Consider the following 19,003-nt stretch of genomic DNA (forward strand, 5'->3'; position numbering starts at 1 on the left):
TTTATCAGAGAAAATATATGTCGCTTTGGGGTGGAAGATTCCTTGATGAATCTAATAAGTTATTTAAAAAATTTAATACTTCTTTATCATTTGATTATATTTTAGCTAAAGAAGATATATTTGCTTCAATTGCTTGGTCTAAATCTCTTGTTGAAACTGGAGTTTTAACTAAAAACGAGCAAAAAAGAATAGAAACTGCATTGATTTCTTTAAAAGAAGAAATTTATAAAAATCCAGAATCTATTCTTCAAAGTGATTGTGAAGATATTCATAGTTGGATAGAAGTAAATCTAATTGAAAAAGTAGGAGAATTAGGAAAAAAATTGCATACAGGAAGAAGTCGTAATGATCAAATTACAACTGATCTAAAATTATGGTGCAAAAGCAATATTCAGATTTTATTAGAAAATATTTTAAATTTACAGAAAAGTTTTATTTTAACTGCTGAGTTATATCATGATGTTATAATTCCCGGATATACTCATTTACAACGTGCTCAACCTATTACTTTTGCATATTGGTGTTTGGCTTATGTAGAAATGTTAAAACGTGATTTTGATCGTTTAAAAGATACTTTAAAAAGATTAAATATTAGTCCATTAGGATCAGGTGCTTTATCTGGTACAGGTTGGAATATAAATCGTGAAAAATTAGCATTATCTATGGGTTTTAGTTGTGCTACAAACAATGCATTAGATAGTGTTTCGGATAGAGATTATATTGTAGAGTTATTATCTTCAGCTTCAATTAGCATGATGCATTTATCAAGATTTTCTGAAGATTTAATTTTCTTTAATTCTAGTGAATCAAATTTTATTGAATTATCTGATTCTATAACATCAGGTTCATCATTAATGCCTCAAAAGAAAAATCCTGACCCTTTAGAACTCATACGTGGTAAATGTGGACGTGTATATGGATCTTTACTTTCTATTTTAGTTGTTTTAAAGGCTTTACCGTTATCTTATAATAAAGATATGCAAGAAGACAAAGAAAATCTTTTTGATGCAATTAAAACTTGGAATAATTCTTTATCTATTGCTAATTTAGTTTTAAATAACATAAAGTTAAATCGTTTATCTTGTTATCAAGCGGCAGAAAAAGGTTATTCTAATGCTACAGAAGTTGCAGATTATTTAGTAAAAAAAGGAGTTACTTTTAGAGAAGCGCATCATATATCTGGGAAAATTGTATTACAAGCTATAAATGACAATAAAGCTTTAAAAGATTTGGATTTATCTAAATTTCAATTATATAGCAATCTTATTGAAAACGATATATATAGTCATATTACTTTAGAAGCATGTATTAAAAAACGTAAATCAAAAGGTGGGGTTGCATTCAGTCAAGTTGAACAAGAAATTATAAAAGAAAAAATTCGATTAAATATAGTGTAATTATTTTATACAAAAGTAAAATAGTAATTTTTAAATTCTATATTTAAAGGCATTTAAATTTTTTTTAAATGCCGAAATTAATATTATCTAAATATACAATTATTTAAATTTATAAAAAATAGGATTTTCTATGAATAATATATTATTTTTTATATCTAATAATTTAGTACTTAGTGGCATGTGGTTTTTTTTCTTAAATATTATTATTTTTTTAATTTTTAAACAATTTTATTTGAAAGCAAAGATTATTAATAATTTTGATGCAATAAAATTAATTAATAAAAAAAATGCAAATATCATTGATACAAGATCTTTAGAATTATATAATACAGGTCATATTTTAAATGCAATTCATCTTCCGTTAAAAGATCTTTCTTGTGAAAAAATTAAAAAATTAAATTTGTCTATTATTACTCCTATTATCCTTATAATACATTCATCAAATAATAATAAATATATTAAAAAATTTATTGACAATGGAATAAATGATATTTATGTATTAAAAAATGGGATGAATACTTGGACTTTAGAAAATCTTCCTACTATTAAAAATAAAAATAATAATTTTAAAAAATTATAAAATATTAATTTCAATATGAAATTATGGAACATCTTATGTCAAAAGAAAAGTTAAAAGAACAAGTATTTTTAATTCATCGTATTTATGTAAAAGATATTTCTTTTGAAGCACCTAATACACCTCAAATTTTTGAAAAAGAATGTATACCAAATATGAAATTTAATATAAACACAGACGTTAAAGAATTAAAATTAAATGTTTTTGAAGTTACTTTGAAAGTTAGAGTAATTGTTCAAAGTGAAAAAGATTTAGTTTTTTTGTGTGATGTTCATCAAGCGGGTGTATTTTTTATTTCTAATTTGAATGAACAAGAATTAAGACATTGTGTAAGTTCATATTGTCCGAGTATTTTATTCCCGTATGCTAGAACATGTATATCTACTTTAGTTACTTATGGAAGTTTTCCACAATTAAATCTCGTACCTATTAATTTTGATCATTTTTTTAATAAACATAAAAAATTCAAAAAAGATGATGTTATCATAAATTAATATTTTAAATATTTTATAATAAATAATTTATTTAAGATTCTATTTCAAGGAAAAACTATGTGTTTTATAAAAATTTCAAATATATGGAATAAAATTATACATGAAGCTAAAATTGCATCGAAAGAAGAACCAATTTTATCAAGTTTTTATGATGAAAATATATTAAAACATCAAAAATTAAGTAGTTCTTTAAGTTATATATTATCGACTAAATTATCTACTTCAATGGTGTCTAAAAATAGTATAGAAAATATTTTTAATGCAATATATTTAGATGATTTCTTTATGTTGAATACAGTTATTAAAGATTTAAAAGCTATTTTACAAAGAGATCCAGTTTCAAATAATTATTTAGTTCCTTTTTTGTATTTTAAAGGATTTCATGCACTACAATCTTATAGAATTAGTCATTATCTTTGGAATAAAAAAAAATATTCTTTATCAACATATTTACATAGCAGAATTTCTACTATATTTGCAGTTGATATTCATCCTGCAGCATCTATTGGTTCTGGTATTATGCTTGATCATGCAACTGGTATTGTTATTGGAGAAAGAGTTATTATAGAAGATGATGTTTCAATTCTACATTCTGTGACTTTAGGGGGTACAGGTAAAAATAATAGTAAAAATAGGCATCCAATAATTAGAAACAAAGTTAGTATAGGTGCAGGAGCTAAAATATTAGGTAATATTGAAATTGGTTCTAAAACAAAAATAGGTGCTGGCTCAGTAGTTTTAAAAAATTTTCCATCAAATGTTACAGTTGCTGGAGTTCCGGCCAGAATTGTAAAAAAGTTTGATAATACAACTTCTTTTTATTCAGAAAATCAAAATAATATTTTAGATTATACAGAACAATTTCAATACGGAGATGGTATTTAAATATAATTTAAATTAAAACTCCTGCTTTTTATTAAAAACATAATTTATATGTTATTATTATTTATTACAGAAGTTTTATTTTTTGACTATTTGATTGTAATATATAACATTAATCATCTAAAAAACTACGCAATACTTCTGATCTACTTGGATGACGTAGTTTTCTTAAGGCTTTTGCTTCTATCTGTCTTATTCTTTCACGAGTAACGTCAAATTGTTTTCCTACTTCCTCTAAAGTATGATCAGTATTCATATCAATACCAAAACGCATGCGAAGTACCTTAGCTTCACGAGCAGTTAGACCTGATAAAACGTCATGTGTTGCTGATCTTAAACTTTCTGATGTAGCTGAATCAAGTGGAAGTTCTAATGTGGTATCTTCTATAAAATCACCTAAATGAGAATCATCATCATCACCTATAGGAGTTTCCATAGATATAGGTTCTTTAGCTATTTTTAAAACCTTTCTAATTTTATCTTCAGGAATTAACATTTTTTCAGAAAGTTCTTCAGGTGTGGGTTCACGACCTGTTTCTTGAAGTATTTGTCTAGAAATACGATTTAATTTGTTAATAGTTTCTATCATATGAACAGGAATTCGAATTGTTCGTGCCTGATCTGCAATAGATCGAGTAATTGCTTGTCTGATCCACCAAGTTGCATAAGTTGAAAATTTATATCCTCTGCGATATTCAAATTTATCAACTGCTTTCATCAAGCCAATATTACCTTCTTGAATTAAATCTAAAAATTGTAATCCTCTATTAGTATATTTTTTAGCAATAGAAATAACTAGTCGTAAATTTGCTTCAACCATTTCTTTTTTTGCTCTTTTAGCTTTTGCCTCACCAATAGACATTCTTTTATTAATATCTTTTACTTCTTCAATTGTTAAACCTGTTTCTTTTTCGATTTTAATTAATTTTTTTATACTTATAAAAATTTTTTCTTCAATTTCTTTTAATTTTTTAGACCAAGGCTGATTTAAATTTTTTTCTTTTATAAACCAATCTATATCTGTTTCATTCCCAGAAAAAATTTTTATAAAATTTTTTTTAGGCATTTGACATTCTTCGACACATAATTGCATTATAATTCTTTCTTGTTTTCTAACTCGCTCCATCATATAACGCATATTATTAACTAAATGATCAAATTGTTTTGGAACTAATCTAAATTGTTTAAAAATCTCTGAAAGATTATAAATTTCTAATATTGAATCTTTATGATTTCTATTTTTAATTTTAATTGTATTACTTGTGTTAGTATATTGCGCACGTAAAGCAGAAAATTTTTCGTTTGCTAATTCTGGATCAATGCTATTTTCTTCATCATCTTCTTGATTATCTTCATCTTCACTCTCCTCATCTTGATCAAGTACTGCGTTAGTAGAAATTTCATCTAAAATTTCAGATCCGATATGAATATTGTTAATAGGTAAAACTTCTTCTATATTAGGATCAACAAATCCTGTTACTATGTCAGATAATCTTATTTGACCAGTTTTAATTTTATCATATTGTTCTAAAAGATAAGTAATAGCTTCAGGATATTCTGATACTGAAGATTGAACTTGATTAATTCCCTCCTCGATTCTTTTTGCTATATCGATTTCACCTTCTCTTGTGAGTAGTTCAACAGTTCCCATCTCCCGCATATACATACGAACAGGATCAGTTGTTCTTCCTAATTCAGATTCAACACTTGATAAAACTTGTGCAGCTTCTTCTACTGCATCTTCATCTGTATCTGTATTTATTTCATTTAAAATCAAATCATCTGCATCAGGTGCTTCTTCAACGACTTGAATTCCCATATCATTAATCATCTGAATAATGTCATCGATTTGTTCGGAATCAATAATGTCTTCTGGAAGATGATCATTAACTTCGGCATAGGTTAAATACCCTTGCTCCTTACCATGTGTAACAAGCAGCTTAAGTTGTGACTTTGGGTTTTGCTCCATAAGAAAATATCCAAATTTTGTTGATATAATAAATATTAATTGACTTTTTAGTCAAAAATGAATGAATAGAATTTTTTTAGTTTTAAGATGTACTATAAGATAATGTTCATGAATAATATAAAATATTATGAAATATTTTTTAACCTTTTGTTAATAGACCAAATTTCTTTTTTTTCATTTATTGTAAGTCCATTAATTTTTTCTTTAGAAATAAGATATTCTTGTCTTTTTTCAAGATCTTTCCTATATATATTGTTTAACAAATCTAAAAACATATTTTGAGTTTTTTCTTCAATTATCATGTGATCTAATGTAGATAGAGTTTTTAAAATATTAATTATTTTGCTGTTTCTATAAAATTCTAATAATTGACCAGTATTAAAATGTGGATTTTCTGAACATGTTTTTAAAATTTCTAAAAAAATAGTAATTCCTTTAATTTTAGAGTTTTTAAATTTCTTTATTGAAGTTACTAAATTTGATAAATTCGGATTTTGAATAAGTAAACTTATAAGAATTCGCATTGTAGTTTGTTTGTTTTTATATTTTATATTTTTATTTTTTTCTTTATTTTGATATAAAAATTTTTCGAATTGATAATCATCTACAATGCCTATTGTTCTTGCTAATATTTGTCTTAAATAAATTCGTATTGTATCACTAGATATACAGTTTATTAAAGGTAAAGCACGTGCACTTAAGTAAAATTTATCCTCATTAGACGATAAATCTACTCCTTTTAAAATATTTTTAAAAAAAAATTTAGACATTGCAAGAGCATTTTTAATACGTAATTGAAATTTTTTAGCTCCTTCTTTTTTGATGATAGTATCTGGATCTTCATTATCAGGTAATATAATAAATTTTACAGTTTTTTTATCCGAAATATATGGTAATGTAATTTTTAAAGTTCTCCAAGCAGCATTTTTACCTGCGTTATCACCATCATAACAATATATAACTGTATCAGTATTTTGGAAAAGTATTTCTACATGTTCTTTTGTAATTGATGTGCCTAAAGATGAAACTACATAATCAATTTTATTTTGTGTTAGCATAATAACATCAATATATCCTTCTACTACTAATAAATATTTTGGATGTAAGTTTTGTTGTTTTACTTGATATAATCCATAAATTTGTTTACTTTTAAAAAAAATACTTGTTTCAGTAGAATTTATATATTTTGGAAAAGTATTATTTATATTTCTACCACCAAATCCAACAATTCTTCCATGTTTATCATGTATAGGAAATATTATTCTACCTTGAAATGGATCATAAATTTTGTTATATTTGTTAATATAAATAATTTTATAAATCAATAATTCTTTTTCAAGTTCTTTTTTTATATTTAATTTTTTAGAGAATCCCTCCCAATCAAAATTTGAAAATCCAATATAAAAAAGTTGCATCATATCTCTACTAATTCCTCTGTTATTTAAATATTCAAGTGCGGAATTAGTTGATATTATATTTTTTTGATATAATTTAGACATTTGATCTGTTAAAAAATATAATTTTTGTTTTTTAAAATAATTATTTTTTTCAGATATTGTATTTTTTTTGAAAGGTATTGAAAGTCCATGTATTAGAGAAAGTTCTTCAATACTTTCCACAAAAGTTAAATTTTCATAGTTTATTAAAAAATCAATTGCATTTCCATGTATATTACATCCAAAACAATAATAAAATTGTTTTTCATAGCTAACTGTAAATGATGGTGTTTTATCATCATGAAAAGGGCAATTAGTTTGATAATTTTTACCGTTTTTTTTTAATTTTATTCTTGTATTAATAAGATCAACAATATTAGTTCGAAATAATAAATCGTTAATAAAATATTTAGGTATTTTCCCAGACATATATTTTTTTATTGATATAATGCCGTTCTTGTAACAGAACGGTTTTTAGTTTTTTATATGTTTAACACATTTTAATACATTCGTATTCGTTTTGCATTTTCTCGTGTTAGTTTTTTTGCTAAACGTTTTATAGCAGATGCCTTTGCACGTTTTCGTTCTGTTGTTGGTTTTTCGTAAAATTCCCTTCTTCGTATTTCTGCTAAAATACCAGCTTTTTCGCAAGATCTTTTAAAACGACGCAATGCAACATCAAATGGTTCATTTTCACGTACTTTTATTATTGGCATTAAATATTTACCTCAATTGTTTAATTATGTTATATATTGTGAATATATAATTTAGATATATTATTTTTTCAATAGTTTATCTAATTATATAAAATAGATTTTATCTTAAATTAAGATTATTTTGTAAAAAAGTTACTTTGTAAAGTATCATTTTTAAATTTAATTATTTTTTAAAAAATAATTATAATTATATTATTTAACTTTGAGTAGTAAGTAGGTGTTCAAATGAAAGTATTAGGTATTGAAACATCATGTGATGATACTGGAGTTGCTATTTATGATAGTATGCAAGGTTTATTGATAAACGAATTATATAATCAAAAAAAAATACACGTTCGTTACGGAGGAATTGTTCCTGAATTAGCATCACGAGAACATGCAAAAAAAATTATTTTTTTAATAAATAAAATTCTAAAAAAAATAAATATAAAAAAAGAAATTGATCTTATTGCATATACCGCAGGTCCTGGTTTAGTTGGTTCTTTATTAGTCGGTTCTACATTAGCATGTTCTTTAGGTTTTTCTTTAGATGTTCCTGTATTACCTATAAATCATATGGAGGCACATTTATTATCACCAATGATTGAGAATAAGTCAATGAAATTTCCATTTATTGGATTGCTAGTATCTGGCAAGCATACTCAAATTATTGCAGCTTATAAATTAGGAAAATACGAAATTCTTGGAAATTCATTAGATGATGCTGCAGGTGAAGCATTTGATAAAATATCGAAATTATTAGGATTAAAATATCCAAATGGTAGAGAATTATCTAAATTAGCAATGAAAGGTGTAGAAAGTAATTTGTATTTTCCTCGCCCTATGAAAAATCATCCTAATTTAAATTTTAGTTTTTCAGGTTTAAAAACTTTCACTTCTAACATTATTAAAAATAATGTTTTAGATATTCAACAAAAGGCAAATATTGCAAAAGCTTTTGAAGATGCAGTAGTTGATATATTATTAATTAAAACTAAAAAAGCTCTATTTCAAAAAGGATGGAATAATTTAGTTATAGCTGGTGGTGTAAGTGCAAATAAATTATTACGTAAGAATGCGTCAATAATGATGAAAAAAATTTTTAATGGCGACGTATTTTATGCTTCATCACATTTTTGTACAGATAATGGTGCGATGATTGCTTATTTAGGATCATTATATTATAAAAAATCATATATTTCTTCATTGGAAATTTTAATAAAACCAAAATGGTCCTTAGAAGATGTGTGTAAAAGATAAAAAATTTTATATATTTTATTTTTTATTTCAAAATATATTGAATTAAATCTCTTATAGTTAAAACAGTTATATTTTTTTCTTTTGAAAATCTAACAATTTCGGGTATACGAGACATTGAACCATCTTCATTGGTTAATTCACAAATTACTCCTGCTGGTTTAAATCCTGCAAGAGATACTATTTCAATAGCTGCTTCTGTATGACCAGATCTAGCTAAAATTCCGTCTATGTTTCCTATTAAAGGAAAAACATGACCTGGTCGATTTAGATCGTTAGGTTTGACATTATCCGCTATAGCTGTCTTAATAGTTGTTAATCTATCTTGAGCTGATACACCAGTAGAAACACCTTTAGATGCTTCTATTGTGACTGTAAAAGCTGTTTGATACCTACTTGTATTATTTTTTACCATCATTGGTAAATTTAATTTTTTTCGTTGATCCTCTGTTATACATAGACATACGATACCACTTCCGTAACGAATTGTTAAAGCCATTTGTTCTACTGTCATTTGTTCACAGGAGAAAACAAGATCTCCTTCATTTTCTCTGTTTTCGTCATCTATTATAATAACACCTTGTCCAGATTTTAAAGCTGCTATTCCTTTTTCTACACGTTCTATAGGGTTTCCAAATTCATAAAGTAGTATTTGATTCATTTTGAAAACCTTAATTAGTTTAGATTAAATAAAAATTTTACATATAAAAAAAATATTTTTATATATTATATCTCGAGTAAAAATTAAGAGCAATCTTAAAATATATAGCTAATATTATTTATATTTAAATATTACATATAAAATTTATTTTAATTTATTTAATAAATAATATGAATATTTTTTTAAATATTTCTTTATATATTTAAAATTGTATTTAGTTCATTTATATTTAAAGTTTCAGTGCCTATTTTTTTTATTACTATACTTGCTCCAATGTTTGCATAAAAACACGATTCTTCTAAAGAATATCCGTTAGATAAAGCCGCTGCTATAATAGAAATGACTGTATCACCTGCACCTGTTACATCTGATGCTATTTTAGATATTGCCGGAAAATGTATTGGTTTTTTTTTATTTTGAAATAATGTCATGCCATTTTTAGATCGAGTGACTAATAATGCTGATAAGTTTAGTTGAGATATTAATTGTATTCCTTTTTTTAATATTTCTTTTTCTTCATGACATTGTCCAACTATCTTTTCAAATTCAGAAAGATTAGGTGTTAATAAAGTAGCTCCAGAATATTTTTCGAAATCTATGCCTTTTGGGTCTATAAGTGTAATAATAGACATTTCATTGGCTAATCTAATAATTTTTTTAATATGACATAGTGTTCCTTTTGCATAATCTGATAATACTAAAATTTTATAACTTTTTAATGAATTAATAATTTTTTTATATAATAAATTGAAATTATTTAAACTATATTTTTCTTCAAAATCTAATCGCATTAATTGTTTTTTGTTTGATATGATTCTAATTTTCGTAATTGTTTTAGTATTTTTAATATTAATTAAATCAGAAGAGATTTTTTCATGTTTAAGTAATTTTTTTAATATTTCACCTTCATTATCATCACCAATTATACTAATTATTTTACATTTTCCACCTATTTCAGCAATATTTTTAGCTACATTACCTGCACCACCTGGTTGATTTTTAATTTTTTTAATTGATGCGACAGGTATTGATTGTTCTGATAGCATATAATAATTTTTACTGTACCAGTAACAATCTAGTATTAAATCTCCAACTACAAGAACAATTGCATTGTTAAAATCAATATTTTTTTTTTTCATTGTGAACCTCTTTAAGATATGGTTAAAATAATTATTATTTTTTAATATATTAATTTTATTTTTAAAATGATAATAATACCTAATTATTACAAATAATTTTTAAATATTTAAGTATTTTGTATTTTTATTTAAAATAAAATTTCATTTTTTTAAGTATGAGAAAATTTTTTATGAAAATTTATTTAGTTGGCGGCGCAGTTCGTGATCAATTATTAAAATTACCAATTAAAGATAGAGATTGGGTGGTAGTAGGTGCTACTAAAAAAGAATTATTAAAGAAAAATTTTCAACAAGTTGGTAAAGATTTTCCAGTTTTTTTGCATCCAGAAACACATGAAGAATATGCTTTGGCAAGAAAAGAAAGAAAATTAGGAAAAGGTTATAGTGGTTTTTATACTAATTTTAGTTCTAATATAACTTTAGAAGAAGATTTAATTAGACGTGACTTAACAATTAATGCTATTGCTCAAGATGAATTTGGAAATTATATTGATCCATATCAAGGTAAGAAAGATTTAGAAAATTGTCTATTACGTCATATTTCTGATGCGTTTATCGAAGATCCATTACGTGTTTTAAGAACAGCTAGGTTTGCTGCTCAATTAATGCATTTAGGATTTCGTATTGCAAATGAAACTATTCTTTTAATGCGGAAAATAGTGAAAAGTAAAGAACTATTATATTTAACTATAAATAGAATTTGGATTGAAACTGAAAAAGCATTTAAAACTAGAAATCCACATGTTTATTTTCAAGTTTTATATGACTGTAAAGCACTTCATTTAATATTTCCAGAAATACATTTTTTATATCAAAAAGAACTACTTTTTCCTAACGTATTAAATAAATTAAATAATTTTTTTTTATCAATTGGTTTGTCTAAGATATCCATGTTAACTGAAGACATTTCTATACGTTTTTCTTTTTTATTTCAATTTTTTTCTTTGCATGTTAATTATATGTCCGGAAAAAAGTTTTATGATGAAATTTCTGCATCTATTGTTAAAAATTTTTGTAATCGTTTTAATATTCCTATATATGTTAAAGAAATAGCTATATTGAGTGTTGGTTTTTATAAATTTCTAAATTTAATACAATATCAATCTTCTGAAGATATTATCAATTTTTTTTGTAAAATAGATGCTTGGAGAAAACCAGAACGTGTTAAAAAATTTTCATTTTTAAGCAATTTTAATTTTTTAAATAATCAAGGAAATAATATCTTAAATATTGATAATACACCTGGTTTTTTTCTTGAAACATCTTTTCATATTACAAAAAATATATCTATCAAATTAATTTTACAAAAAGGTTTTAAAGGAAAAGAAATAAAAAATGAGTTAAATCGATTAAGAGTTAAAAAATTAAATTTATGGAGAATAAATAAATTTTAAAATTATTTTTAATAAATTAGGTAAGTATTATTCATTAGTTTATAAAATAAATTAAACCAGCTAGTATAAAACGGTACAATCCAAAAATATTTAATGGAATTTTATTAAGTATTTGAATTAATTTTTTTATTGAAAATAAAGAAATTATTAAAGATATAAAAAATCCACTTAGGTAATAAGGTATATGGTGAATATTAATTTGATTTATATTTTTAAGTAAATCTAAAAAAGATGCTCCTATTGTTAAAGGTATCGAAATAATAAAAGAGAAGTCTATTGCGACAGAACGTTTGATACCCAATAATATTGCAGTTCCTATTGTAGCACCTGATCTTGAGAAACCTGGGTATAAACACAACGATTCAAAGCATCCAATAATTAGTGATTGTAATATATTTATGTCATTAATAGAATTTATTGTTGATTTTTTAGGTTTGAAAATTTCGCTAATAATAAGGAAAATACCTCCGAAAATTAATGCATACATTATATTCTTAGGATTAAATAATAATTTGATACTATCATAAAATATAAAACCTAAAGATACCGTAGGTATCAGAGATATTAAAATATGTATATTTTTATTTCTTTTTTTCTTTTTAAAATTTATTAAATTTATTATTTCTTTAAAAAAAAATATGAATATTGCTATTGATGATCCAAATTGAACAAATATTTTTAATATATCTATATTTTTGTTTGATATACCTAACCAGTGACTAATAACGACTATATGTCCGGTTGATGAAATAGGAAAGAATTCTGTTATTCCTTCTATGATTCCAATTACTATAGAAATAATTATTTTATAGATATAAAACATTTATTTTATCTCTTTAAGTAAAACGGCACTAAATAATAGCACCGTTTTTATTTTTCTAGGAATTAATTATATAAAGACATAATTATTGTTTCACCGGCAATAATAGAACCTGATGATTTTTCTATTTTTTTAAATTTTTCCATATTAGATATTACTACAGGTGTCAAAATAGAACGTGCTTTTTTTTCTAATATATTTAAATCGAATAAGATAATAGTATCTCCTATTTTTACTTTTTGATCATCTTTAGCTATTTGTTTAAAACCTTCTCCTTTTAATTGTATTGTATCAATACCAAAATGTACGAATAATTCCACACCATCTTCTGAAAAAATTGAAAAAGCATGTTTACTATTGAGTATTTTACTAATAGTTCCATTTACTGGTGATATTATTTTATTGCCTGATGGTTTAATTGCAATTCCATCACCTACAATTTTTTTAGAAAAAACAACATCTGGCACATCTTCAATATTTATTATTTCGCCTGATACAGGTGCAAAAATTTCTATTTTGTTTGAAAAATGAGATTTTTTGACATTAAAAAAATCTGATAAGAAACCCATTTTATTCTCCTAAGCACTTCTATTATTATTTCTTATTTTAAAAAATTAAATGACTCCTTAATTAAATTTATTTAATAAATTAAATATTTCTTTTGTCGTAGGTAAATCTAATATTTTTTTAGCTAAATTTTGAGCCTTTGAGAAAGAAGTTTTTCGAATTTTTTCTTTGATTTTAGGAATACTTGTTGAACTCATACTAAACTCATCTAAACCCATACCTAATAAAAGAGCAGTAATACGTTCGTCTCCTGCTAATTCTCCACACATACCAGTCCATTTTTTATTTTTATGAGAAACATCAATTACATTTTTAATTAATTTTAATATAGCTGGACTAATTGGATTATACAAATGTGAAATTAAATCATTACCTCGATCAACAGCCAAAGTGTATTGTGTTAAATCATTAGTTCCAATACTAAAAAAATCTACTTCTTTGATTAAATGTTCTGCTATTATGGCTGATGCAGGAGTTTCTATCATAATTCCAATTTTAATATTTTCATCAAACTTTATATTATTCTTACTTAATTGCTGTTTTAGTTTATTAATTTCTATTTTTAATATTCGAATTTCCTCTACTGATATGATCATAGGAAATAAAATATATATTTTACCAAAATCAGAAGCTCTTAGTATAGCTTTTAATTGAGTGTGTAAGATTTCTTTTCTATCCATTGAAATACGTATAGCTCTCCATCCAAGAAATGGATTTTCTTCTTTTGGTAAGTTCATATACGGAAGATCTTTATCACCTCCAATATCCATAGTTCTGATAATAACTGATTTATTTCCCATAGTTTCTGCAATTTCTTTATATGCTTGAAATTGTTCTTGTTCTGTCGGCAATGTATTTCGTCCCATAAATAAGAATTCTGTTCGATAAAGACCAATACATTCAGCTCCATTTTTTTTTGCTGATTCAACATCTTGAATGTTGCCAATATTAGAACCAATTTTAATGTTATGTCCATCAATTGTAGTTGCTGGTAAGTTTTTTAGTTTTATAAAACTATTTTTTTTAAGAAAATATTTTTTTTCTACTTCTTTTTTTTTATTTATTAATTCAATAGAAGGATTAATAAAAATTTGATTATTGATTGAGTCTAAAATAACATAATCGTTGTTTTTTACTGTGTTTGTAATATTACCAGTACCTACAATTGCAGGTATTTCCAGTGATCTTGCCATAATTGAAGTATGCGATGTTGGACCACCTAAATCTGTAATGAATCCTAAGATATATTTTAAATTAATTTGCGCAGTTTCTGAAGGAGTGAGATCTTTTGAAATTAAAATTACTTGATTTTTTATATTGTTTAAATCAACAATATTAATATTAAGTATATTTTTTAATAAACGTAATCCAATATCTCTTACATCAATTGCTCTGTTTTTTAAATATTCATCTTTTATTTTTTCTAATGATTTAGCTTGTTCTTCAATAACATATTCAGTTGCTTCTGCTGCGGATATTTTTTTTTCTTGAATTAAGTCTATTATTTCTTTTTCTAATTCTTCATCTTCAAGAAGCATAATATGACCTTCAAAAATGCCTTCTTGTTTTGTACCAAATTTTTTCCCTGTAATTAATTTGATTTCTGTTAATTGATTAATTGATTTTTTTCTTCCGTTAAAAAATTTATTGATTTCTGTTTTAATATTTTGAACAGAAATTGTTTTACGGTTAATAACAATATCTTCATTTTTTAATAAAAGAGCATGACCAAATGCGATACCCGGTGATGCCAAAATGCCTGAAATCATAACATTACCTTTAACTATAAATTTTATATTTGTTGTAGATAGGAGAACATTGAATGTCAGGCGAATATATTTTTTTTATAAAAGAAATCCGGAAGTAGGATTAAACCTCCGGTGTTTTATAAAAATTCATAAATTATTTTTTAATTATGATTTATTCTAATTCTGTCATTATTTTAGATAAATATTCAATTGCTTTTTTTTCGTCTTGTCCTTCTGCAGATAATGTAATTAAACTTCCGTGTACTAAACCAAGTGTTTGAATTTTAAATAAACTTTTTGCATTAACAGATTTTCCATTATAAATTATGTTAATATCAGAAATAAACTTTTTCGCTTCTTTTACAAATTCAGCTGCAGGTCGAGTGTGTAAACCATGCAATGCAGTGATTTTTATTTTATTTTGAAACATTTTTTTTTCCTTATTAATTCGAAATTTCAGAGAATATTTTCTATTTTAAATATTAAAATACAACTTCTATAATAAAATTTTTATTGTTTTTTATTAAAGAAGTTGTATTTTTTAATATTTATTTCTACTTTGAAATGATTTAGAAAATAATTCTGTACTTAGATAACGTTCTCCAGAAGAAGGAAGTATAACTACTATTTTTTTATTCATAAATTTTTTTTGATTCTGTATTTTTAAAGCTGCTGCAATAGCAGCACCTGAAGAAATGCCAGCCAGTATTCCTTCTTTTTTCATTATGTTTTGAGCATGTAATATTGATTCTTCACTTGATATTGTAATAACTTTATCAATCAAATTTAAATCTAAATTTTTAGGAATAAATCCAGCTCCGATACCTTGTATTTTATGTAATCCAGGCTCTATTTTTTTACCTGATAAAAATTGAGTAATTACAGGTGATTCTAAAGGTTCTACAGCAATGCTAATAAAGTCTTTTTTTCCTCTGATTTTTTTTATATATTTTGTGATTCCTGTAATTGTTCCTCCTGTTCCAACTCCTGCAACTAATATATCTATATCTCCATTTGTATCATTCCAAATTTCTGGTCCAGTAGTTTTTTCGTGTATTTCTGGATTAGCAGGATTCTCAAATTGTTTTAATAGAAAATAATCTTTTTTATTTAAAGATATAATTTCATTTGCTTTAGAAATAGCTCCTTTCATCCCTTTTTTAGCATCTGTTAAAATTAATTTTGCACCTAAATATTTTAATAATTTTTTTCTTTCAGTAGACATCGATTCAGGCATTGTAAGAACTAATTCATAATTTCTAGCAGCTGCAACATATGCTAAAGCTATTCCTGTATTTCCACTTGTTGCTTCAATTAATTTAATTTTTTTATTTAAATTTCCGTTTTTTTCTGCATTCCATATCATATTAGCACCGATTCTGCATTTAACACTAAAACTTGGATTTCTGGATTCTATTTTTGCTAAAATATTTCCATTTCCTATTCTATTTAAACGAACAATCGGTGTATTTCCAATAGTTAATGAATTATCTTTATATATTTTATTCATTTTGTTCCATTTTTAAAATTAATAGTTGTAATATAAATATTATTTGTTATTAAAAATTTTTATTTTATAAAATTTGTTAATTTTATATTTTTTTTATTATACTTTGTTAAATGATTATTAGAAAAATCTATTTTTATTAATTAATAAAATTTGATTTTCTATTTTTTTGTATTTTTTTATAGCCATCAATAAACATTATATTTTAATTTAAATATTTAATTTTTATTTTATCTTTTATATATATTTAGTGTATAAAATAATATTCTTTTAACCCATTAATATAATAAAACTTTTATTTTTTTATAATCTATTATTTTCTCAAAATAAAATATTTTTTATATCTCCTTAATTATATAATAAAAAATATTAATATTTTTGATTAAACTTTTTAATAAAATTTTTATTTTTTATATTAATCTTTTATTTAACATTTATGAAAAAAATTAAATATCAAATTAACGAACTACGAAAAAAAATTTCTAAATATAATTACTTTTATCATACTTTAGATAATCCAATTGTTTCTGATACTGAATATGATTATTTATTAAATCAATTGTATAATTTAGAATCAAAATATAAAGAATTTATTACTCCTGATTCTCCTACTCAAAAAATAGGCGCAAATTTACTTGATAGGTTTAAAAAAGTAACACATTTTTTTCCTATGCTTTCTTTAGAAAATACATTTGATTTACATGGATATTTAAAATTTGAAAATAGAATTAAAAAGTTTTTTATTACTAATGCTATAATAGAATTTTGTTGCGAATTAAAAATTGATGGAATAGCAGTTAGTTTAATTTATGAAGAAGGTATTTTAATTCGAGCTGCTACTAGAGGCGACGGTTATTTTGGAGAAAATATTACAAGTAATGTAAAAACAATTAAATCTATTCCAACAAAATTAAAAGGATCTAATATACCAAAAAGATTAGAAATACGAGGTGAGATTTTTATGTTAAAATCTGATTTTTCAAATTTAAATTTTCAATCTTTTCAAGGGAAAAAAAAATATTTTTCTAATCCTAGAAATGCAGCTGCTGGATCATTACGACAAATTGATTCAAAAATTACTGCTAAAAGAAAATTACAATTTGTTTGTCATGGATTTCATTTTTTTGAAAAAACAAAAATTTTTAAAACTCATTATGATGTACTTATTCAATGTAAAAATTGGGGCATACCTATTAATGCAGAAATATCAATTTTTTCTAATTATTCAGAAATATTAAAATTTTATAAGAAATTTGAAAAAAAACGTTTATTATTTGATTTTGATATAGATGGTATTGTAATTAAAGTTAATTCACTGTATTTTCAAAAAAAGTTAGGATCTAATAATAAATCACCAAAATGGGCTATTGCTTTTAAGTATTTTACTAAAGAAGAAATAACAAAGTTAAATGATATAAAATTTGAAGTAGGAAGGACAGGAATTATTACCCCAGTAGCTTATTTTAATCCTGTTTATATTTCAGGAGTAATGATTAAAAAAGCTTCTTTGTATAACAAAAATGAAATTGATAGATTAAATTTACATTTTAATGATTACATTACTATACAACGTTCTGGAGACGTGATACCGAAAATTATAAATGTGATTAACAATAAACGTTTACAGAATGCAAAGAAAATAATTTTTCCAGTTTGTTGTCCAATTTGCAATTCAGAATTATTAAAAAATCGAAAAGATAAAATAATACGTTGTCCTTCTGGACTAAGATGTAATGCTCAGAAAAAAAAAATATTTTGTCATTTTTTTTCAAAAAATGCATTAAATGCTACTGGATTAGGACCTGAAATTATTAATGAACTAATTCAAAAAAAAATCGTTTCAAATTTAGTAGATTTTTTCTATTTAACACAAGATCATTTTAAGAACATAGAAAATATAAGAGAAAAAAAAAGTATTAAAATTATTAAAACTATTTATGAATCTAAAAAAACTACTATGCATCGTTTTATTTATGCTCTAGGCATTCTTTCTGTTGGTGAAGTTATAGCAGAAAAATTGTCTAATTATTTTAATACTGTAAACAATTTAATAAATGCTTCTACAAAAGAATTAGAATCAATAGATGGTATAGGAAAAGTAGTTGCTAATAACATATTTACTTATTTTAATATTCTTGAAAATAGACAATTAGTAGAAAAATTAACACAAATATTAAATATTAAAAAATATAATCAAGTCTCATATTATTTAAATAGTATTTCTAATAAAAATGTTGTTATAACAGGTATATTTCAAAAATACTCTAGGAATCAATTAAAAGAAGTCTTAATTAAATTAGGCGCTCGCGTTAGTAGTAAAGTTTCTAAAAAAACAGAATTATTAATATTTGGAGAAAAATTTGGTAATAAGTTTTTTGAAGCAAATAAATTAAATATAAAAATGATTGATGAAAAAGAATTTAATTTTTTAATTAATAATATAAATTAAAATGTTTTTAT

The 19,003-nt window shown here is 23.9% G+C and carries 17 protein-coding genes; 7 read left to right on the forward strand and 10 right to left on the reverse strand.

Annotated features, from left to right (window positions below):
- Positions 1–17: 17 nt before the first annotated feature.
- The 4 genes from argH to cysE all read left to right on the forward strand — a co-directional run bounded on the left by argH (position 18) and on the right by cysE (position 3,353).
- Positions 18–1,397, forward strand: a complete 1,380-nt coding sequence (gene argH / locus D9V64_RS00260; RefSeq protein WP_158366248.1) for an argininosuccinate lyase — start codon at positions 18–20, stop codon at positions 1,395–1,397.
- A 130-nt stretch (positions 1,398–1,527) separates the two neighbouring features.
- Complete coding sequence (locus D9V64_RS00265; RefSeq protein WP_158366249.1) at positions 1,528–1,977, forward strand: rhodanese-like domain-containing protein; 450 nt, start codon at positions 1,528–1,530, stop codon at positions 1,975–1,977.
- Positions 1,978–2,012: 35 nt separating this feature from the next.
- Entirely contained in the window at positions 2,013–2,468 is a 456-nt protein-coding gene (gene secB / locus D9V64_RS00270; RefSeq protein ID WP_158366250.1) for a protein-export chaperone SecB, read from the forward strand.
- A 57-nt stretch (positions 2,469–2,525) separates the two neighbouring features.
- Entirely contained in the window at positions 2,526–3,353 is an 828-nt protein-coding gene (cysE, locus tag D9V64_RS00275; protein ID WP_158366251.1) for a serine O-acetyltransferase, read from the forward strand.
- 109 nt (positions 3,354–3,462) lie between these two features.
- On the opposite strand, the gene rpoD is transcribed toward cysE, so the two are convergent.
- The 3 genes from rpoD to rpsU form a co-directional block, all read right to left on the reverse strand.
- Complete coding sequence (gene rpoD / locus D9V64_RS00280; protein WP_158366252.1) at positions 3,463–5,319, reverse strand: RNA polymerase sigma factor RpoD; 1,857 nt, start codon at positions 5,317–5,319, stop codon at positions 3,463–3,465.
- 125 nt (positions 5,320–5,444) lie between these two features.
- Positions 5,445–7,184 carry a DNA primase gene (dnaG, locus tag D9V64_RS00285; protein ID WP_158366253.1) on the reverse strand — a complete coding sequence of 580 codons (1,740 nt, stop codon included), beginning with the start codon at positions 7,182–7,184 and terminating at the stop codon, positions 5,445–5,447.
- A 71-nt stretch (positions 7,185–7,255) separates the two neighbouring features.
- On the reverse strand, positions 7,256–7,471 hold the full coding sequence (gene rpsU, locus D9V64_RS00290; RefSeq protein WP_053940044.1) for a 30S ribosomal protein S21: 216 nt from the start codon (positions 7,469–7,471) through the stop codon (positions 7,256–7,258).
- 225 nt (positions 7,472–7,696) lie between these two features.
- Between rpsU and tsaD the strand changes: the two genes are divergently transcribed.
- Positions 7,697–8,710 (forward strand): tRNA (adenosine(37)-N6)-threonylcarbamoyltransferase complex transferase subunit TsaD, encoded by a 1,014-nt coding sequence (tsaD, locus tag D9V64_RS00295; RefSeq protein ID WP_158366254.1) that lies wholly within the window; start codon positions 7,697–7,699, stop codon positions 8,708–8,710.
- A 22-nt stretch (positions 8,711–8,732) separates the two neighbouring features.
- On the opposite strand, the gene ribB is transcribed toward tsaD, so the two are convergent.
- Together ribB and rfaE1 are read right to left on the reverse strand one after the other, a co-directional pair.
- Positions 8,733–9,368, reverse strand: a complete 636-nt coding sequence (gene ribB, locus D9V64_RS00300; protein ID WP_158366255.1) for a 3,4-dihydroxy-2-butanone-4-phosphate synthase — start codon at positions 9,366–9,368, stop codon at positions 8,733–8,735.
- 194 nt (positions 9,369–9,562) lie between these two features.
- Positions 9,563–10,507 (reverse strand): D-glycero-beta-D-manno-heptose-7-phosphate kinase, encoded by a 945-nt coding sequence (gene rfaE1, locus D9V64_RS00305; RefSeq protein ID WP_158366256.1) that lies wholly within the window; start codon positions 10,505–10,507, stop codon positions 9,563–9,565.
- Between the two features lie 170 nt (positions 10,508–10,677).
- Here rfaE1 and D9V64_RS00310 point away from each other — a divergent pair, with 170 nt between their 5' ends.
- The gene (locus D9V64_RS00310; RefSeq protein WP_158366257.1) at positions 10,678–11,901 is read left to right on the forward strand and encodes a tRNA CCA-pyrophosphorylase; all 1,224 of its coding nucleotides are present in this window, start codon (positions 10,678–10,680) and stop codon (positions 11,899–11,901) included.
- A gap of 34 nt (positions 11,902–11,935) precedes the next feature.
- Here D9V64_RS00310 and D9V64_RS00315 read toward each other — a convergent pair whose 3' ends face one another.
- The 5 genes from D9V64_RS00315 to cysK form a co-directional block, all read right to left on the reverse strand.
- The gene (locus D9V64_RS00315; RefSeq protein ID WP_158366258.1) at positions 11,936–12,724 is read right to left on the reverse strand and encodes an undecaprenyl-diphosphate phosphatase; all 789 of its coding nucleotides are present in this window, start codon (positions 12,722–12,724) and stop codon (positions 11,936–11,938) included.
- A 62-nt stretch (positions 12,725–12,786) separates the two neighbouring features.
- The gene (gene crr, locus D9V64_RS00320; RefSeq protein ID WP_158366259.1) at positions 12,787–13,290 is read right to left on the reverse strand and encodes a PTS glucose transporter subunit IIA; all 504 of its coding nucleotides are present in this window, start codon (positions 13,288–13,290) and stop codon (positions 12,787–12,789) included.
- Positions 13,291–13,347: 57 nt separating this feature from the next.
- Positions 13,348–15,057 carry a phosphoenolpyruvate-protein phosphotransferase PtsI gene (ptsI, locus tag D9V64_RS00325; RefSeq protein ID WP_158366260.1) on the reverse strand — a complete coding sequence of 570 codons (1,710 nt, stop codon included), beginning with the start codon at positions 15,055–15,057 and terminating at the stop codon, positions 13,348–13,350.
- Between the two features lie 151 nt (positions 15,058–15,208).
- Positions 15,209–15,466 (reverse strand): HPr family phosphocarrier protein, encoded by a 258-nt coding sequence (locus D9V64_RS00330; protein WP_158366261.1) that lies wholly within the window; start codon positions 15,464–15,466, stop codon positions 15,209–15,211.
- 111 nt (positions 15,467–15,577) lie between these two features.
- Positions 15,578–16,546: a cysteine synthase A gene (cysK, locus tag D9V64_RS00335; protein WP_158366262.1), complete on the reverse strand. Its 969-nt coding sequence runs from the start codon at positions 16,544–16,546 to the stop codon at positions 15,578–15,580.
- Positions 16,547–16,979: 433 nt separating this feature from the next.
- Between cysK and ligA the strand changes: the two genes are divergently transcribed.
- Positions 16,980–18,992, forward strand: coding sequence for an NAD-dependent DNA ligase LigA (gene ligA, locus D9V64_RS00340; protein WP_158366263.1), 2,013 nt, complete (start codon positions 16,980–16,982; stop codon positions 18,990–18,992).
- The last annotated feature ends 11 nt before the right edge of the window (positions 18,993–19,003 follow it).

It is taken from the genome of Buchnera aphidicola (Aphis nerii) (genome assembly GCF_005083105.1).
Lineage (GTDB): Bacteria > Pseudomonadota > Gammaproteobacteria > Enterobacterales > Enterobacteriaceae > Buchnera > Buchnera aphidicola_AS.